This window comes from Brevibacterium sp. 50QC2O2, from assembly GCF_024580675.1.
In the GTDB taxonomy this organism is placed as follows: Bacteria; Actinomycetota; Actinomycetes; order Actinomycetales; family Brevibacteriaceae; genus Brevibacterium; species Brevibacterium moorei.
The window spans coordinates 36,484-53,103 of record NZ_JANIJZ010000009.1 but is presented as its reverse complement, the minus strand read 5'-3'; the positions used below and the strand labels follow the sequence as shown (position 1 = coordinate 53,103).

At 67.7% G+C, this 16,620-nt stretch carries 15 protein-coding genes; 8 read left to right on the top strand and 7 right to left on the bottom strand.

What is annotated here, in order from left to right:
- Window positions 1-13: 13 nt before the first annotated feature.
- Together pheA and NQ038_RS08805 are read right to left on the bottom strand one after the other, a co-directional pair.
- Window positions 14-973 carry a prephenate dehydratase gene (gene pheA, locus NQ038_RS08810; RefSeq protein WP_257047825.1) on the bottom strand — a complete coding sequence of 320 codons (960 nt, stop codon included), beginning with the start codon at window positions 971-973 and terminating at the stop codon, window positions 14-16.
- Entirely contained in the window at window positions 973-1,857 is an 885-nt protein-coding gene (locus NQ038_RS08805; RefSeq protein WP_257047824.1) for a DUF5926 family protein, read from the bottom strand. Before NQ038_RS08805 ends, pheA begins: the two co-directional genes overlap by 1 nt.
- A 25-nt stretch (window positions 1,858-1,882) precedes the next feature.
- On the opposite strand from NQ038_RS08805, the gene NQ038_RS08800 reads away from it, so the two are divergent.
- Together NQ038_RS08800 and NQ038_RS08795 are read left to right on the top strand one after the other, a co-directional pair.
- Entirely contained in the window at window positions 1,883-2,617 is a 735-nt protein-coding gene (locus NQ038_RS08800; RefSeq protein ID WP_257047823.1) for a hypothetical protein, read from the top strand.
- A 72-nt stretch (window positions 2,618-2,689) separates the two neighbouring features.
- Window positions 2,690-3,445: an SDR family oxidoreductase gene (locus NQ038_RS08795; RefSeq protein WP_257047822.1), complete on the top strand. Its 756-nt coding sequence runs from the start codon at window positions 2,690-2,692 to the stop codon at window positions 3,443-3,445.
- A gap of 7 nt (window positions 3,446-3,452) precedes the next feature.
- Here NQ038_RS08795 and NQ038_RS08790 read toward each other — a convergent pair whose 3' ends face one another.
- Window positions 3,453-4,628 carry a CoA transferase gene (locus NQ038_RS08790; protein ID WP_257047820.1) on the bottom strand — a complete coding sequence of 392 codons (1,176 nt, stop codon included), beginning with the start codon at window positions 4,626-4,628 and terminating at the stop codon, window positions 3,453-3,455.
- A 195-nt stretch (window positions 4,629-4,823) separates the two neighbouring features.
- Here NQ038_RS08790 and NQ038_RS08785 point away from each other — a divergent pair, with 195 nt between their 5' ends.
- The 4 genes from NQ038_RS08785 (at window position 4,824) to NQ038_RS08770 (ending at window position 9,378) form a co-directional block, all read left to right on the top strand.
- Entirely contained in the window at window positions 4,824-6,071 is a 1,248-nt protein-coding gene (locus NQ038_RS08785) for an acetyl-CoA C-acetyltransferase (protein WP_257057981.1), read from the top strand.
- A 149-nt stretch (window positions 6,072-6,220) separates the two neighbouring features.
- A complete protein-coding gene (locus tag NQ038_RS08780; RefSeq protein WP_257047817.1) occupies window positions 6,221-7,012 on the top strand; it encodes an electron transfer flavoprotein subunit beta/FixA family protein in 792 nt (263 codons plus the stop codon).
- Between the two features lie 26 nt (window positions 7,013-7,038).
- The gene (locus tag NQ038_RS08775; protein ID WP_257047816.1) at window positions 7,039-7,986 is read left to right on the top strand and encodes an electron transfer flavoprotein subunit alpha/FixB family protein; all 948 of its coding nucleotides are present in this window, start codon (window positions 7,039-7,041) and stop codon (window positions 7,984-7,986) included.
- A 192-nt stretch (window positions 7,987-8,178) separates the two neighbouring features.
- The gene (locus NQ038_RS08770) at window positions 8,179-9,378 is read left to right on the top strand and encodes a YihY/virulence factor BrkB family protein (protein WP_257062441.1); all 1,200 of its coding nucleotides are present in this window, start codon (window positions 8,179-8,181) and stop codon (window positions 9,376-9,378) included.
- 16 nt (window positions 9,379-9,394) lie between these two features.
- On the opposite strand, the gene cls is transcribed toward NQ038_RS08770, so the two are convergent.
- The 3 genes from cls to NQ038_RS08755 all read right to left on the bottom strand — a co-directional run bounded on the left by cls (window position 9,395) and on the right by NQ038_RS08755 (window position 12,967).
- Window positions 9,395-10,882, bottom strand: coding sequence for a cardiolipin synthase (gene cls / locus NQ038_RS08765; RefSeq protein WP_257047814.1), 1,488 nt, complete (start codon window positions 10,880-10,882; stop codon window positions 9,395-9,397).
- Window positions 10,883-10,953: 71 nt separating this feature from the next.
- Window positions 10,954-11,733, bottom strand: a complete 780-nt coding sequence (gene fabG / locus NQ038_RS08760) for a 3-oxoacyl-ACP reductase FabG (protein ID WP_257062439.1) — start codon at window positions 11,731-11,733, stop codon at window positions 10,954-10,956.
- 55 nt (window positions 11,734-11,788) lie between these two features.
- Complete coding sequence (locus NQ038_RS08755) at window positions 11,789-12,967, bottom strand: acyl-CoA dehydrogenase family protein (protein WP_257062438.1); 1,179 nt, start codon at window positions 12,965-12,967, stop codon at window positions 11,789-11,791.
- Window positions 12,968-13,242: 275 nt separating this feature from the next.
- Here NQ038_RS08755 and NQ038_RS08750 point away from each other — a divergent pair, with 275 nt between their 5' ends.
- Complete coding sequence (locus tag NQ038_RS08750) at window positions 13,243-14,610, top strand: MFS transporter (RefSeq protein ID WP_257047811.1); 1,368 nt, start codon at window positions 13,243-13,245, stop codon at window positions 14,608-14,610.
- Window positions 14,611-14,660: 50 nt separating this feature from the next.
- Here NQ038_RS08750 and NQ038_RS08745 read toward each other — a convergent pair whose 3' ends face one another.
- A complete protein-coding gene (locus tag NQ038_RS08745; protein WP_257047810.1) occupies window positions 14,661-15,560 on the bottom strand; it encodes a LysR substrate-binding domain-containing protein in 900 nt (299 codons plus the stop codon).
- Between the two features lie 109 nt (window positions 15,561-15,669).
- On the opposite strand from NQ038_RS08745, the gene NQ038_RS08740 reads away from it, so the two are divergent.
- Window positions 15,670-16,620, top strand: a complete 951-nt coding sequence (locus NQ038_RS08740; RefSeq protein ID WP_257047809.1) for a CoA transferase subunit A — start codon at window positions 15,670-15,672, stop codon at window positions 16,618-16,620.

Here is a 16,620-nt window from a genome sequence, read left to right as displayed (position 1 = left end):
CGCGCAGCGCCGGTTACCCTGCTTCCCGGATCCGTCCGAGCCAGGCGGCGGCATCGCCGAAGGCCTGCGCCGTGGTGCGCGCGTCGACTGTGACCTTGGCCCCGTCGGCGGCCGGATACGAACCCAGGAACTGCACGTTCCGGGCGAACCGGTAGACCCCGCCCAGGGCCTCGGCCATCCGGGGTTCGGCCACGTGGCCGGCCGCGTCGATCGAGAACTGGTAGAGTCCCAGGCCGTCGCCGGTGGGACGCGACTCGATCCGCGAGAGGTTCACCCCGCGGGCCGAGAACTGTTCGAGCATCTCCAACAGGGCGCCCGCCCGGTCGCTGGCTAGGGCCACGACCGCCGTCGTCTTGTCCGAGCCAGTGGGCGCCGGCAGATGGCCCGCCGGACGGACCAAGACGAATCGGGTGACGGTGTCGGTGCGGTCCCCGATGTTCTCGCCCAGGACTTCCAGACCGTAGGACTGCGCGGCCAGCGCCGGGCAGATGGCGGCCTGATATTCGAGTTCGCCTGCGGCGTCTGCGCCCAGGTCCATGGCCGCCGCCGCGGTCGAGGTCGCGGGCAGGTACTGCGCGGCCGGCAGGTGCGCGGCGATCCAGGAGCGGGTCTGGGCCTCGGCGTGCGGATGAGTCGAGAACGACGTCACGTCCGCCAGTGCCACCCCGGGCCGTGCCGCAATGACGAATTGCACGGCGACCAGGGTCTCTGCGGTGATGCGCAGCTGCTCGAACCGGGCCAGTGAATCGAGGGTGGCGGGCACCCCGCCCTCCAGGGAGTTCTCGATGGGCACCACAGCACCGTCCAGAGTGCCCGCGGCCACTGCCTCGAGAGCGTCCTGCTGGGAGCGCATCGGGACCCGCACCGCATCCTCGATGCCGGCCGCGGCCAGGACCTGCAGCAGGGCGGCCTCGGTGAAGGTCGCCTCCGGCCCCAGGTAGCCCAGCCGCGGCCGGTGCGCTGCGGCCTCCATCAGCGGATCGTCAGCTGCCGGGAAACGACTCCGGCGCGGGCGCGACGCTCATCTGCGCTCAGCGGTTCGTCCGAGGCGATCGCAGCGGACAGGGACTCGGCGAAGGCCGGCAGCACCGCATCGACGTCGTCGGGCTGCTGGGCGTCTCCCTCGAGCTCCCAGACGGGGATCGCGATGCCGTGGGCGCGGAAGCAGCCCAGGTACTTGCCCAGGCCGCCGAGGGTGTCGGTGCCGGCGGCGTGCAGGCGGGCCAGCCCGTCCATGACCCTGTCCTCGTCTTCCAGCCGGGCCCAGCGGACGTAGCGGCGCCCGGCCATCTCCGTCCAGTAGGCCCCGGACGCGCCCGCCAGCTTCTCGGTCGGCGCGATGCCCTCATTGGCCTGTTCGAGCGCGGCCTTGACGTCCTCGTCCTGCTGGGATTCGTCGGCCGGCAGCCAGTAGTCGAAGGTCGACTGCACGGACACGGTGAAGGGCACGCTGGTGTCCAGGATGTCCTGCAGGCGGGGGCCGGCACCGGGCTGCCCGTCGGCCTCGATGAAGGTGCCGGGCTCGGCGTCCTTGGCCGCCAGGATGCCGGCGGCCACGTCACGCGAGGGGTCGGGGCTGGTCACGGGGACCTGCAGGCCGGCCAACAGTACGCCGTCGGCACGGTGCAGGGCCTGCCAGGCCCCTGGCAGCAGCGAGGCGAAGGTCACCTCGTCACCGCCGTATTCCTCCGTCAGCTTGGCCGTGGCGGTGGCCGCCGGCACGAGTTCGCGCAGGCTGATGATGTCGAGTTCGCCCGGCAGGCCCTGGAACGGGCGGGCGACGAAGGCGGAGGCCTGCGCCTTGGCCAGGCGCTTGGCGATGATGTCTGCTGTTGATTTCTTGGACTTCTTACCCATGCGCTCAAGTCTATAGGCTGGGGGTATGTCTGTTATGTTCCCAGGGCTCAGCCCGGAAGCCGTCCGCAAGCGCCACCTCCGCTACGCCCAGGCGCTGGCCGACGACGGCGTCGAATTCGAGCTGTTGGCCGGCCCGCACCGGCCGGCGGTCGAGGCCCTGCTCAACGCCTCCCTGGCCGAGGCCGCGCAGGCCGCCGGCGTCGACTCCTTCGTCCCAGCGCTGGGCGCCTTCTCCCCTGCCGCTGATTCGACCGGGGGCGATGTGCCCATCGACACTGCCCACGGCGCTTCCGGGGCAGGCGACGCCGAGGACGCGGCTGGGCAGGCCCTGCCCGAGGCCGCACAGCCGGCCGACCGGCCCGACGGGCTGACCCTGCTGCCCCAGGATTCGGGGATCGTGGTCCACCGAGCGGGCACGGTGTTGGCGGCCGCAGTGGTCTCCGCCCTGCAGTTCGACGGGGACGAGACCCGCACCGCGGTGTTCCTGCGCGGGCTGGGCACGCATATGCCCTACCGCGGCAGGGGCATCGCAACCGTGGCCCTGGGACTGATCCCGCAGGTGCTCAGCAGCGCGGGCCTGCCCACCAAATCGCAGGTCATCACCCGGATCCCCACGGTTCGCGCCTCGTTCTTCCACCGGGCGGGCTATATGGTCGAGGGCGCCGAGGCCCAGGTGCCCGAGCCGATCGCCGAGCTGGCGCAGGGGCTGTTGCCGGACTTCGGTGCGGAATCCCGCTGGGCGCATCAGAGCCTGGTCTGAGGATGACGCGTCCGGACTCTCCCCTGTAAGCTGACCGAACAATCGTTCAATCAGGTTTCAAAGGAGATAACCATGTCGCAACGCTTCGCCGGCAAGGTCGCAATCGTCACGGGCGCCTCCCGTGGCATCGGCCTGGCCATCGCCCGCCGTCTGGTCGACGAGGGGGCCAGGGTGGCCATCACCGCCCGCGGCCAGGAGGCCCTCGACGCGGCGGCGGCGGAACTCGGCGGCCCCTCCAAGGTCGTGGCGGTCGCAGGCAAGGGCGACGACCCGGAGCACCAGGACGAGGTCATCGCCCGGGTCACCGAGGCCTTCGGCCCGGTCGACTTGCTGGTCAACAACACCGGAATCAACCCCGCCTACGGCCCGATGATCGAGTTGGAGGACCGCGCCGCCCGCAAGATCTTCGAGGTCAACGACCTCGCCAGCCTGCGCTGGATCCAGAAGCTCTACCGCGCGTCCTTCGCCGAACGCGGTGGCTCCGTGGTCAACATCGCATCGGTCGCCGGGCTGAAGCCGCCGGCGGGCATCGGCTTCTACGGTTCGTCCAAGGCCATGCTGATCCAGATCACCGAGCAGCTGGCCGTCGAGCTGGGCCCCAAGGTCCGCGTCAACGCAGTGGCCCCGGCCGTGGTCAAGACGCGCTTCGCGGAGAAGCTGGTGGAGTCCGGCGAGGACACCGTCGCCGCCCAGTACCCGCTCAAGCGCCTGGGCGAGCCGGAGGACATCGCGAACGCGGTCACCTTCCTACTGTCCGACGAGGCGTCCTGGATCACCGGGCAGTGCCTGGCCCTGGATGGCGGCGTCACCCTGACCGGCGGCGTCTGAGCCGAGTTCAGCCGCGCAACCAGGAGCGGATAGCGTCCCCGTCGGCGTCGAGCGCCGGCGGGGCGCTGTCGTATGACGCCGGAGTCTCCGACAGGCGGATGGGATTGGCGATCGAACGCATTCCGTCGATGTCCACCAGCGGTTCCAGGCCGATCGAGGCTGCATAGTCGACCCCGCCGGCCACATCGTTGATCGGCGCGCACGGCACACCAGCCGCGCTCAGCGGCTCGTACCAGTCGCCGGCACTGCGGGCTGCCAGCGCCGCCACCAACACCGGCCGCAGCTTCGCGCGGTTGGCGGTGCGCCCGGGATTGTGGACGAAACGCTCATCGTCGAGCAGCTCTTCACAACCCAGCACCGAGCACAGTGCGGCGAACTGCCGATCATTGCCCACCGCCAGGATGAGTTCCCCGGCTCCGGTGGGGAACGGCGCGTAGGGGTACAGGCTGGGGTGCTCATTGCCCATCCGCGTGGGCACCACTCCGGCCGCCGCATAGGCCCCCGTCTGATTGGCCATGCCCGACAGCGCCGAGGACAGCAGATTCGTTTCGACGTGCTGGCCCTGTCCGGTCAGATCGCGGTGGCGCAGCGCCGTCACGATGCCCAGGGCCGTGTGCAGTCCGGTGATGACGTCGAACACCGCGAAGCCGGACTTGGTCGGTTCCCCGTCCGGTTCCCCGTTCAGGCTCATATAGCCGGACAGCCCCTGAATCAGCAGATCGTAGCCGGGACGCTTGAAGGACGGCCCGAACCCGGTCAGCGAGGCGTAAACGACGTTCGGATTGTCCTGGACCACCGAATCGTAATCCAGGCCGAACTTGGCCAGTCCCCCGACCTTGAAGTTCTCCACCACCACATCGGCCCGCCGGGCCAGCTCCCGGGCCATGGCCAGATCCTCCGGATCGGCGAAGTCCAGGACCACATCGAGTTTGTTGCGGTTGATCGACATGTAGTAGGTCGACACGCCCTCGTGTTCCGGAGGGCGCCAGGAACGGGTCTCGTCTCCTACTGGGCCCTCCACCTTGATCACGGTGGCACCCATATCGGCCAGCAGCATCGTGGCATAGGGCCCGGCCAGCACCCGGGAGAAATCTGCGACCAACACCCCGGCCAGAGGGCCGGTGCCTCCGCGTTCCCGCAGTCCTGCCAGGCGGTCCGGTTCCGGGGTCACGGCTTCGTTCACTTCGCTACGTCCTCTTTCGCTCTCCGGGCCCCCAGTGGGCCCCGTCACCAAGCTTGTCATGCCCGCCATCCGCCCGAGGCCGCGGCCCGGATCCCGGGACGCCTGCACGGGTACTGCCGCCCCGTGCATAAGATGGGACACACGACACTTTCCCCGGCCGTCCCCGGCCGGTCCACGCGCGTTCCAGGAGGCCCCATGACGAAAGCCAGTACTCCCGTCCACGATCAGGACATCGTGGTCTGCCAGCCCCTGCGCACCGGAGTCGGCGCCTTTGGCGGACAGTTCAGGGGGATCGCCCCGCAGACCCTGGGCGCCACCGTGGTGCGCGCGGTCATCGAACGTTCCGGCCTGTCCCCCGACGCCATCGACGATGTGGTCTTCGGCCAGGCCTACGCCTCCTCCGAGGCCCCCAACCTGGGCCGCATCATCGCCCTGGACGCCGGCCTGCCCATCACGGTGCCGGGGATGCAGCTGGAGCGCCGCTGTGGTTCCGGCCTGCAGTCCATCATCACCGCGGCAGGGGCGATCGCCACCGGTGGGGCTGACCTCATCATCGCCGGCGGCGCCGAATCGATGAGCTCCGCGCCGATCTACGATGTGACGTCCCGGTGGGGCTTCAAGGCCGGCGATCTGACCCTGCACGACTCCCTGGCCCGTGGACGCCAGACCGCCGGCGGCCAGTTCTACCCCGTGGCCGGCGGCATGATCGAGACGGCGGAGAACCTGCGCGAGGACTACAACATCGGCAGGGAGGAACAGGATGCCTTCGCCGTCGAATCGCATCGCCGGGCCGCCGCCGCGACTCAGGAGGGCAAGTTCGCCGACGAGATCGTCCCGGTGACCATTCCCGCCACCCGCAAGACCCCGGAGGCCCAGATCACCCGCGATGAGCACATCCGGGCGGATTCCACCCTGGAGAAGCTCGCGAAGCTCAAACCGATGCGCGCAGGCGTCGACCCGGCGGCCACCGTGACCGCGGGCAATGCCTCGGGCCAGAACGACGGGGCCGCGGCCACGATCGTCACGACCCGCGCACACGCGCAGAAGCTCGGGCTGGTCCCCGTCCTCAAACTGGTCAGCTGGGCTGTGGCAGGGGTGGAGCCGCGGATCATGGGCATCGGGCCGGTGCCGGCCAGCGACAAGGCTCTGACCCGTGCGGGTCTGAGCCTTGCCGATATGGACCTGATCGAACTCAACGAGGCCTTCGCCGCCCAGGCGCTGGCCGTCACCCGGGCCTGGGACCTGGGCAAGGACGACTTCGCACGTCTCAACGTCAACGGCTCCGGCATCTCGCTGGGCCATCCCGTGGGCGCCACGGGCGCCAGGATCCTGGCGACCCTGGCCCATGAGATGCGCCGCCGCGAGTCCCGCTTCGGCCTGGAGACGATGTGCATCGGCGGCGGCCAGGGATTGGCCGCCGTCTGGGAGCGCGTGGCTTTGTAGGGCCGCGCGGGTCCCTCCCGCCGGGCGCGCCGCTAAGGCCGCCCTGACAAACCACTGAACGATTGATAAGCTGATAGGGCACGATGCGTCCGCCACTTGCAGGAGCGGTCCATCAGGCCACGGTTTCTCAGGAAGGATGAAAACCCCACATGAGGATTGTCACTTTTGTCAAGTACGTCCCGGACGCAGCCGGCGACCGTACCTTCGAATCCGATAACACCGTCGACCGCAGCGTCGACGGGCTGCTGTCCGAGCTGGACGAGTATGCGGTCGAAGAAGCCCTCAAGATCACCGGCGGCGACAAGTCAGCCGAGGTCATCGCACTGACCGTCGGCGGCGACGACGCCAAGGACGCGGTCAAGAAGGCTCTGCAGATGGGCGCCACCAAGGGCGTGCACGTCAACGACGATGCGCTCGACGCCTCGGACGCGATCGGCACCGCCCGGGTCCTGGCCGCAGCTCTCAAGCAGGTCGCCGAGGACGAGGGCCCCATCGATCTGGTCCTCACCGGCTTCGCCTCGACCGATGCCGGCATGTCCGTCGTCCCGACCCTGGTCGCCGAACTCTCCGGCCTGCCCGCACTCACCCAGGTTTCCCAGGTGACCGTCTCCGGGACCACCGTGAACGCCCGTCGCGACGGCGACACCTCCTCGCAGTTCCTCGAGGCGGCGCTGCCGGCCCTGGTCTCGGTCACCGACCAGACCAATGAACCGCGCTACCCCTCCTTCAAGGGCATCCTCGGTGCCAAGCGCAAGAAGATCGCGGAATACGATCTGTCCGATCTGGGCGTCGCAGCCTCCGAGGTCGGCCGTGCCGGTGCCACGACGCAGGTTGTCGAGGTCGCGGAGCGCCCGGCCCGCACCGCCGGTGAGATCATCACCGACGAGGGCGATGGCGGCACCAAGCTGGTCGAATGGCTGGCCGCGAAGAAGCTGGTCTGAGGAAGTAGCGAAAGAGGTATATGACAATGTCTGAAGTTCTCGTTCTGGTCGAACACTCCGGCGACGCCGTCGCCAAGTCCGCTTTCGAGCTGCTCACCGCCGCCGCAGGCATCGGCGAACCCGTTGCCGTCTTCCTGGGCGCCGGCGACGCCACCGCCGCAGCCGCCGAACTGGGCAAGTACGGTGCGGCGAAGGTCCTGGTCAACCAGGATCCCGCCTTCGACGAATTCCTCGTCTCCCCCAAGGGCGAGGCCCTGGCCGCGCTGATCGAGGCCCGGCAGCCCGCCGCCGTCCTGGTCCCCTCCACCGCCGAGGGTAAGGAAGTGGGCGCCCTGGCCGCCGTCAAGACCGGCTCCGGCATCATCACCGACGCCGTCGAACTGGGCGCCGACCTGGTCGCCACCCAGTCCGTGTTCGCCGGTTCCTACACGGTCAAGGGCAAGGTCGTCAAGGGCACGCCCGTCGTGGCCATCAAGGGCAATGCCGTCGCCCCGGTCGAGGCCGCCGGCGCCGCCGCGCTCGAAGAGGTCGACATCACCGTCAGCGATGCCGCCAAGTCCGTGACGATCGTCAACGTCGAGGAGAAGCCGGCCTCGGGCCGTCCGAACCTGCTCGACGCGCAGATCATCGTCTCCGGCGGCCGCGGCACCGGTGGCGACTTCTCCCCCGTCGAGGCCTTCGCGGACTCACTGGGTGCTGCCGTCGGCGCATCGCGCGCCGCGGTGGACGCCGGCTGGTACCCACACTCGAACCAGGTGGGTCAGACCGGCAAGGTCGTCTCCCCGCAGCTGTACGTGGCAGCCGGTATCTCCGGTGCCATTCAGCACCGGGCGGGTATGCAGACCTCGAAGAACATCGTCGCCGTGAACAAGGACGAGGACGCGCCGATGTTCGAGCTGGCCGACTTCGGCGTGGTCGGCGATCTGTTCGCCGTCCTGCCGCAGGCCACGGAAGCGGTCAACGCCCGCAAGTGAGTCGCCAGTCGGTGCAGCGCACCTAAGTGCCCGCGCCTGACGGTGGCTCTCGCCAGTCGGTGCAGCGCACCTAAGTGCCCGCGCCTGACGGTGGCTCCACGTATGCATGGGTGGCTCGAAAACTCTTGGGTTTTCGGGCCACTCGTGTATGTGTGGAGCCACTGCCGTGTTTGCGGCACATAGACTGTGGTGGTGAAGGAGAGACGTAGCGCCCGGTTGCTGACGCATGCCGAGCACCCTCCGCTGAGTGCCGAGGCGATGGAGGCAAGGGCCGAGGCCGCGCTGCCGGGACCCGTCGGCACCTCGGTCAGGGACCGGACCAGGCAGCGCATCAGCGACTTCACCACGCCAGGGCCCCGGCTGACTCCCCTGGCCAGGTTCTACGCCCTGGGCCGGACCAGTCAGCGCTTCATCGACGAGCGCCGGGTCGATTCCTCCGCCACCCTGTCCTTCTACCTGCTCCTGGCCGTCATCCCCACCGGCGGCGTCATCGTCTCGACCTTCAGCCTGTTCGGCCGCGGCGAATCATCGGTGGCCAACGTGCTCAGCTGGCTGGTGCGCGTGACCGGCAACCCCGAGGTGATGCGGCTGGCCGAGCCGGTGAACTCCCTGGCCCGTTCCCACGCCGACCTGGTGATCTTCATCGTCGGCCTGGTCCTGTCCCTGTGGTCGGCGGGCAAATACGTCGCCGCCTTCGGCACCTTCGTCAACCAGGCCTACGGCATCACCGAGGGCCGGGGCTTCTGGACCCGGCGGTCTCAGGGCTTCATCCTGACCCTGGTGATCCTGCCACTGTTGGTCGCCGTCATCACCCTCATCATCGCCAAGGGCGACTTCCTGGCACGCGCCGGGGTCACGCCCGGACTGGTCCTGACCTGGCAGATCCTGCGCTTCCCCGGTGCCGCGGCCTGCATGTTCATCATCATCGCGGTGCTCTACGCCGGCAGTTCCAATGTCCGCCAGTCACGGCTGATCCCGGTCACCGGCGGCACCCTGATATCCATGGTCGGCTGGTTGATCATCAGCGTCGGGCTGCTGGTGTCCATTGTGGAATTCCACCTGTTCACCACCGCCTATGGGTCCCTGGCTGCGATCATGGTGCTGCTCATGTGGGTCTGGTTGTCGAATTCCTGCCTGGTCTTCGGGGCGCTTTACGATGCGGAACTGGTGCGCGCCAAACAGCTGCTGGGCGGGGTCCCGGCCGAATCGCGGATCTGGGTTTCAACCCGGGCACAGAAGCGGCAGCTGAACCACAATCAGCGCGAATCGACGTTCTCGACCATGGGCGCCTCCCTGCGCGCCAGTTCGGGCACCTCGGTCGGCCGGGTCCGGATCCGCGACTTCTGGGCCAGGGGCCGGGATGCCGACCGGCGCCCGCGCCCCGACCGCTAGGGCCCTGGCGCACCCCTCACAACAGCGAACTGGCCAACCGTGACACGTTCTCCAGGCTCTTCTTCCACACCGAGCGCCTGCGCCATCGGGCCAGGTCCAGTTCCGTGGACCGCGTGCGCAGCTCGGCCTCTTCGAAGGCGTAGAGCTCGGCGGTGAAATCGTGGCTGACGACGAAGGTGGAGACCTCCAGGCACAGGGCGAAGGAGCGCTGGTCCATATTCGACGAGCCGATCACTGTGACCTCGTCGTCGACCAGCAGGAACTTCGCGTGCAGCACGGTGGGCGCCGGGTAGCGCATGATGTGCACGCCGGCCTCGGCCAGTTCCTCGTAATAGGATTCCTGGGCCCGCTGCACGATCCCGTGATTACTCGACTCCCCCACGTAGATGCGCACGTCCGTGCCGGAATGGGCCTCGGTGATGAGTGCCGACAGCAGCGATTCGTCCGGCACGAAATAGGGCGAGCAGATGACGATCCGGTGGTTCGCGTTGTAGATCAAGTGGTTGAACAGCCGCAGGTTGTTCTCCAGGGGGAAGTCCGGCCCGCTGGGCACCACCTGGGCGAGCACCCCCTGGCCCTGCTGTCCACCGACCACGGACAGTTGCAGGTCCTCGGTCAGGATCTCGCCGGTCTCCGAATACCAGTCGGAGCCGAACACGGTGTCCAGTTCCACCACCACCGGACCGGTGGCCTCGATCATCAGGTCCTTCCACACGAAGCCCGCCCGCAGGTTCCTGCGCAGGTTGTAGGTGTGGTCGATGATGTTCTGACTGCCGGTGACGGCCACCCGGTCGTCGACGACCAGGATCTTGCGGTGATTGCGCAGATCGGGGCGTTGGTATTCGCCCAGCCAGGGGCGCACCGGCAGTGCCCTGCGCCAGCGAATGCCCTCGGCGTCGAGCCGGCGGACCAGCCGCCGATACCCCGGGTAGCCCAGCGAGCCGATGTGGTCGATGAGCATCCGCACCCGCACGCCGCGGCGGTGGGCGGCGACCAGCTCGTCGATCAACGGCTCGCTGGTCGAGTCCTCGGCCACGATGTAGAAGCAGAAGTGGACATAGGCGGTGGCCCCGCGGACCAGTTCGGCCATCCGGCCGATCGCCGCGTTGTTGTCCGTGAGCAGCCGGAAATCATTGCCGTGGGTCATCGGCAGGGCGCCCAGCGAGTAATTCAGCTGTGCGGCGGTGGCCAGATGCTCGGGCAGCCCGTGCTCGCCGATGATCGCGGTGCCCTGGGTCTGCGCACGGGTCAGTTCGGTGATGGTGCGCTGCCGATCCCGCCGCTTGTGCGGCAGATGGGTCGAGCCCATGAACAGGAAGGTCAAAATGCCGATATAGGGGATGAGGAAGATCGCCATCAGCCATCCCAGTGCCACGCTGGGCTTACGGCGGTAGGGCAGCCAGGCCAGGGCCACAACGCGGATGACCAGATCGGGCAGCACCAGGGTCGCGATCACCAGCGGCGACCACTCCGGGGAGAAGGGCAACAGGGTCCAGATGTCCATACTGAACCCAGTCTATGCAGTCGCCCCGGCAGACGGCCGCCGCACAGGGCGGTCGTCTGCCGGGGCACGCGTCACATGTAGCGGCCGCCGGTGATCTCCGTGACCGAACCGGTCAGGTAGCTGGCCAGATCGCTGACCAGGAACAGCACGACCGAGGCGACCTCTTCGGGCTCGCCGGGGCGGCCCATGGGGATCTCCGCGAGCTTCTTCTCGATCACGTGTTCTGGCATCGCGGCGGTCATCGCGGTGTTGATGAAGCCGGGCTGGATCGCGTTGACGCGCACGTTCTTGAACGCGACTTCCTTGGCCACGGCCTTGGTCATGCCGACGATACCGGCCTTGGCGGCCGAGTAGTTCGACTGGCCCAGATTGCCGACCTTACCGGAGATCGAGCTGAGGTTGACGATCGCTCCGCCGGTGTGGGTGCCCGCGTCGACCTGGGCGCGCATGATGCCGGTGGCGACCTTGAGGCCGTTCCAGGTGCCGCGCAGGTGCACGGAGATGACCTGGTCGAACTGCTCCTCGGTCATCTTGCGGATCGTGGCGTCGCGGGTGATGCCTGCGTTGTTGATCCAGATGTCGATGCCGCCGAAGGCCTCCTGCGCGATGTCGGCCAGGGCCTGCACAGCGGCCAGGTCGACCACATTGCACACCGCGCCGACCGCGACGGAGTCCCCGCCCAGTTCGGTGGCGGCGGCCGCCACGCCCTCGGCGTTCATATCGCCGAGGACCACCTTGGCCCCGGAGTTCACCAGGGTCTTGGCGATCGCCAGGCCCAGGCCCTGTGCGCCGCCGGTGATGACGGCGACCTTGCCGCCCAGCAGGTCCTTGATTCCAATGGGTGCGCTCATATTGTCTCCTCCAAATGGTTCGTTCGTGGGGTGGGTGTCACAGGGGTTCGGTGGGTCAGAGTCCGAGCACGGGCTTGTGCGCGCCCTTGCCCAGCTGCCGGGCGATCACCGTGCGCTGGACCTCCGAGGTGCCCTCGTAGATGCGGAACAGGCGGGCGTGGCGGTAGAAGCGCTCGACCGTGGTCTCGCGCATATAGCCCATCCCGCCGTGGACCTGCACGCCGGCATCCGCCACTCGGCCCAGGGCCTCGGAGGCAAACAGCTTGGCCGAGGACGGGCCCAGTTTGCGGTCCGTCTCCTCGTCCCAGCGCGCGGCGGCGGCGAGCACCAGGGCACGGGCGGCCGCGGTGTCGGTGTACATATCGGCCAGCATCCCCTGGACCAGTTCGAAACGGGCGATCGACTTGCCGCCCTGCTTGGCGTCCTGGGCGTAGGTGACGGTCTCGTCGAGGATCCGCTGGGCCTGGCCCACGCAGATCGCGCCGATGTGCAGACGGCCCTTGTTCAGCGAGGCCATGGCCGCGTAGAAGCCCTTCTCCTCTTCCCCGCCGATCAGATTGGCCTCCGGCACGACGACGTCGTCGAAGAAGATCTCCGAGGTCCAGGCTCCGGCCTGGCCCATCTTGTGATCGTGCGGGCCGACCGTCACGCCGGGGGTCTTGGTGGGCACGAGGAACACGGAGATGCCCTTGGACCCGGCCGCGTTCGGATCGGTGCGGGCGAAGACCATGAGCACATCGGAGGATTCCGCGTTCGTGATGAAGCGCTTGGAACCGTTGATGACGTATTCGGAACCGCCGTCTGTGGCGGTGCGCTTAACGGCGGCGGTGCGCAGGCCCGAGGGGTCGGAGCCGGCTTCCGGTTCGGTCAACGCGAAGCTGGCCACGACCTCGCCCGAGGCCAGCCGGGGCAGCCACTGCTCCTTCTGTTCCGGGGTGCCGTAGTTGACCAGCACCTGCCCTGCGATGCCGTTGTTGGTGCCGAACAGGGAGCGGAAGGACGGCGTCGTGTAGCCCAGTTCGAAGGCCAGCTGCGCGTCCTGGACCGCATTCATCCCCAGGCCGCCGTATTCCTCCGGCAGGGCCCAACCGAACAGGCCGAGTTCGGCGGATTCGTCGATGATCTCCTGTGGGAACGCATCGTCTTCTTCGATCTGCAATTCCAGGGGCACGATCTTCTCACGAACGAAGGCACGGACCGTGGCCAGGACGTCGTCGAGTTCTGTTGCATCCATCTGGGCTCCCTCTCCTGGACCGTCGTTGGCCCTGGTTCGACTCACCACCGTTTCATGTGCAGTTCGCATAAGTGGCGATGTGATTTATGCTTTATCGGTAAGCATACCGTGATTGCGATCGTACGACCAGTGCGCTCCGAGGTCATAACAGCAGGTTATCGACCAGTCATCGTGGTTATTTGCCCCCGCCACATGACGCCCCTAACGTTGCGCCAGTCACGAACTACCCCACGCAATGAAGCATTAAGGGCACTGCCGCCCGAAAAGAGGATTCCATGGCAACGGCTCCATCAACTCCGGCGATACCGGAGAACGACCAGGCCAAGAAGGCCAGACGCGCAGGTATCGCGGCCTTCATCGGCACTACCATCGAATGGTACGACTTCTACATCTACGGCACCGCCTCCGCGCTGGTGTTCGGCAAGCTCTTCTTCCCCGACTCCCTGCCCGACGGCGTCGGCACCCTGTTGTCCTTCGTCACGCTGTGGGCCGGTTTCATCTCCCGCCCCCTGGGCGGGATCATCTTCGGGCACTTCGGGGACAAGTACGGCCGCAAGGCCACACTGATCGTCACCCTGATGATCATGGGCATCTCCTCGACGGTGGTCGGTCTACTGCCCGGCTATGCGCAGATCGGCATCCTGGCCCCGATCCTGCTGACCTGCCTGCGGGTCATCCAGGGCGTGGCAGTGGGAGGCGAATGGGGCGGCGCCGTCCTCATCGCCAGTGAGAACGCGCCCAAGGGCAAGGGAATCCTGTACTCGGCATTCGCCCAGCAGGGCTCACCGGCGGGTAATCTGCTGTCCTCGGCGGTGTTCTTCTTCCTGGCCTTCCTGCCCACCCCGCAATTCGTCATGATGGGCTGGCGCTACGCCTTCCTGGCATCCGTGGTGCTGGTCATTGTGGGCCTGGTGATCCGACTCAAGCTGGAGGAGTCGGAGACCATGCAGGCGGTCAAGGAACAGGACGATACCGTCAAAATCCCCCTGTTCGAAGTCATCCGCAAGCACTGGGTGCTGGTTCTGCTGGGCGCCGGCGCCATGCCGCTGGTCCAGGTCACCTACCTCAAGACCACCTTCGCCACCTCCTGGGCGACGAGCAGCGCGCACAGCTGGGCCTTCGACAAGTCGACGTTCCTCGGAGTGGTCACCCTGGGTCTGATCGTGCAGTTCATGGTCCAGCCCTTCGGCGCCGTGATCGTCAGCCGGGTCAAGGACATGCGCAAGGCGATCTTCTGGATGGTCGTCCCCGAATTCATCCTCATGCCGCTGATGTTCTTCGCGATCGAGACCGGCAAGTTCGGACTGGCCCTGCTGGGCATGTGCCTGGCGACGATCCCCCATTCGCTGTTCTATGCGGCAATCGGCGGAATCGTGGCCCGTGCCTTCCCCACCCGGGTGCGCTATTCGGCCATCTCGCTGTCCTACCAGCTGTGCTCGATGACGATCGGCGGCGGCACCCCGGCGATCGCCCAGTGGCTCTTCACCTCCACCGGCAGCATTGTGCCGGTGGCAGTGCTCTCCGCCGTCTACGCGCTGGTATCGCTGATCTGCACGATCATCCTGTTGCGCCTGACCGGCTGGAACGCAGCCGAGTCCTCGAAGGCCGAGCTGGCCGACGAGGCCGAGCTGCAGGCCTCCTGACCCCTCCCCGAATTGCCCGCCCCGGCCCCATCGAGCCGGGGCGGAGCAGTCTATCGGGCCAGGGTGGGCAGGACCTCGGCGGCCACGTCGAGCACCGTGGCCAGGGCGGGCTCGACCCGCTCGCGCGGATGCGCCAGGTAGAGCAGATTCGCCTCGGACTCATCGTCGATGGGCACCGTGACCATATCCGGTTCACGGCTGCCGGTCACCACCGAATCCGAGGTGATCGTCACCCCCAATCCCGCCGAGACCAGTGCGGTGACGGTCTGGGAATCGGGTGCCTCCTGCACCACGTGCGGGGAGAACCCGGCTTTCAGGCACAGCCGCAGGGCGGTTTCGCGCAGGCTCGAGTTCGGATGGGCCGGGAGCATCACGAAGTCCTCATCGGCCAGCTCGGCGATGCGCAGACTCTTCCGCCCCGCCAGCCTGTGCCCGGTGGGCAGGGCCACCGCCGGGTGTTCGACGAGCACGGGGCGCCCAGAGACGCCGGGCGGCTGTGCAGCCCAGCGCACCAGCGCCAGGTCCAGCCCCCCGGAGATCAGTTCGGCCACCCCCTCCTCAGCGAAGACTGTGGAGTGCAGTTCGAACTCGATCCCCGGATACCGCAGCCGCACCTGGGCCACCAGGCGGGCAGCCAGGGACTTCGAGGAGACATTTGAGAAGCCGAACCGGACGAACCCGGCCTGACCACTGGTGGCCCTGCGCACCACCTCCCTGGCCTCCCGCTCATCGTCCAGCAGGCGCCGGGCCGGGTCCAGCAGGGCGTATCCGGTGGAGGTCAGCGCGACACTGCGGGTGGTCCGGGCGAACAGAGAGCAGCCCAGATCCTCCTCCAATGCCCGGATGGTCCGCGATAGCAGGGGCTGCGCCATACCCAGTCGTTCGGCGGCTCGGCCGAAGTGCAGTTCCTGGGCAACAGTCAGGAAGGCACGGGCCTGTTGAACTTCCATGACACATATTGTTGCATATTAGGAATGAATTCCCCTTTGTTTACTTCCAAAAATAGGTTTAATCTGTACCAAGACGACGAGGTCTTGAAAATCGATCCGAGGGAAACCCATGCATGACGACAAAGTAGTCGATCTGACTACGGCCATCCGCACCCATGTCCAACCGGGGTCCAGCATCGCGCTCGAGGGGTTCAGCCATCTGATCCCCTTCGCCGCCGGCCACGAGATCATCCGCCAGGGCATCACCGACCTCGAACTGTGCCGGATGACCCCCGACCTGCTCAGCGACATGCTAGTCGCAGCGGGCGCGGTCTCCTCGATGGTCTGCTCGTTCTTCGCCTCCGGTTCGGCCGGCAGCCTGTACGAACTGCGCCGCCGGATCGAACACCACGACCCGGCCCCGCTGCCGGTATCCGAATACTCCCACCACGCGATGGTGCTGCGCTACCATGCCGGGGCCGCGGGCCTGCCCTTCGTGCCGATCCGCTCCTTCACCGGCTCGGACATCCCGAAGATCAACCCGGAGATCCGGTCGGTGCCCGATCCGTACTCCGGCGGCCGCGCCTACGTCGTGCCGCCCCTGAACCCGGACGTCACCATCATCCACGCCCAGCGTGCCGACCGCCGCGGCAATGCCCAGATCTGGGGCATCACCGGCGCCCAACAGGAGGCCGCCTACGCCGGCCGGAAGACGATCGTCACCGTCGAAGAGGTCGTCGACGACGAGGTGATCCGCGCCGACCCCAACCGCACGCTGATCCCCGCGCACGCCGTCGATGCCGTATGCGAAGTGCCCACCGGCGCCCACCCCTCGTATGTGCAGGGCTCCTATGACCGCGACAACGCCTTCTACCGCGAATGGACTCCGATCTCCAAGGACCCGGAGGCCCTGCACGCCTGGTTGGACCGGTACGTCCGCGGCACCGGCGACCACGCGGAGTACCTGGCGGCGATCGGCGCCGAGCGCCTGGCCGGGCTGCGAATGGCGCCGCGCCCCTCGGGCAGCGTCGACTACGGCCGCCGGATGACCGCCGCACCCTCGAAGCGAAAGGACGCCTGA

What these genes read in the sequence shown, in the direction of transcription:
- pheA (WP_257047825.1), bottom strand. Translation starts at nt 973, where the DNA reads ATGGAGGCCGCAGCGCACCGGCCGCGGCTGGGCTACCTGGGGCCGGAG.
- NQ038_RS08805 (WP_257047824.1), bottom strand. Translation starts at nt 1,857, where the DNA reads ATGGGTAAGAAGTCCAAGAAATCAACAGCAGACATCATCGCCAAGCGC.
- NQ038_RS08800 (WP_257047823.1), top strand. Translation starts at nt 1,883, where the DNA reads ATGTCTGTTATGTTCCCAGGGCTCAGCCCGGAAGCCGTCCGCAAGCGC.
- NQ038_RS08795 (WP_257047822.1), top strand. Translation starts at nt 2,690, where the DNA reads ATGTCGCAACGCTTCGCCGGCAAGGTCGCAATCGTCACGGGCGCCTCC.
- NQ038_RS08785 (WP_257057981.1), top strand. Translation starts at nt 4,824, where the DNA reads ATGACGAAAGCCAGTACTCCCGTCCACGATCAGGACATCGTGGTCTGC.
- NQ038_RS08780 (WP_257047817.1), top strand. Translation starts at nt 6,221, where the DNA reads ATGAGGATTGTCACTTTTGTCAAGTACGTCCCGGACGCAGCCGGCGAC.
- NQ038_RS08775 (WP_257047816.1), top strand. Translation starts at nt 7,039, where the DNA reads ATGTCTGAAGTTCTCGTTCTGGTCGAACACTCCGGCGACGCCGTCGCC.
- cls (WP_257047814.1), bottom strand. Translation starts at nt 10,882, where the DNA reads ATGGACATCTGGACCCTGTTGCCCTTCTCCCCGGAGTGGTCGCCGCTG.
- fabG (WP_257062439.1), bottom strand. Translation starts at nt 11,733, where the DNA reads ATGAGCGCACCCATTGGAATCAAGGACCTGCTGGGCGGCAAGGTCGCC.
- NQ038_RS08755 (WP_257062438.1), bottom strand. Translation starts at nt 12,967, where the DNA reads ATGGATGCAACAGAACTCGACGACGTCCTGGCCACGGTCCGTGCCTTC.
- NQ038_RS08750 (WP_257047811.1), top strand. Translation starts at nt 13,243, where the DNA reads ATGGCAACGGCTCCATCAACTCCGGCGATACCGGAGAACGACCAGGCC.
- NQ038_RS08745 (WP_257047810.1), bottom strand. Translation starts at nt 15,560, where the DNA reads ATGGAAGTTCAACAGGCCCGTGCCTTCCTGACTGTTGCCCAGGAACTG.
- NQ038_RS08740 (WP_257047809.1), top strand. Translation starts at nt 15,670, where the DNA reads ATGCATGACGACAAAGTAGTCGATCTGACTACGGCCATCCGCACCCAT.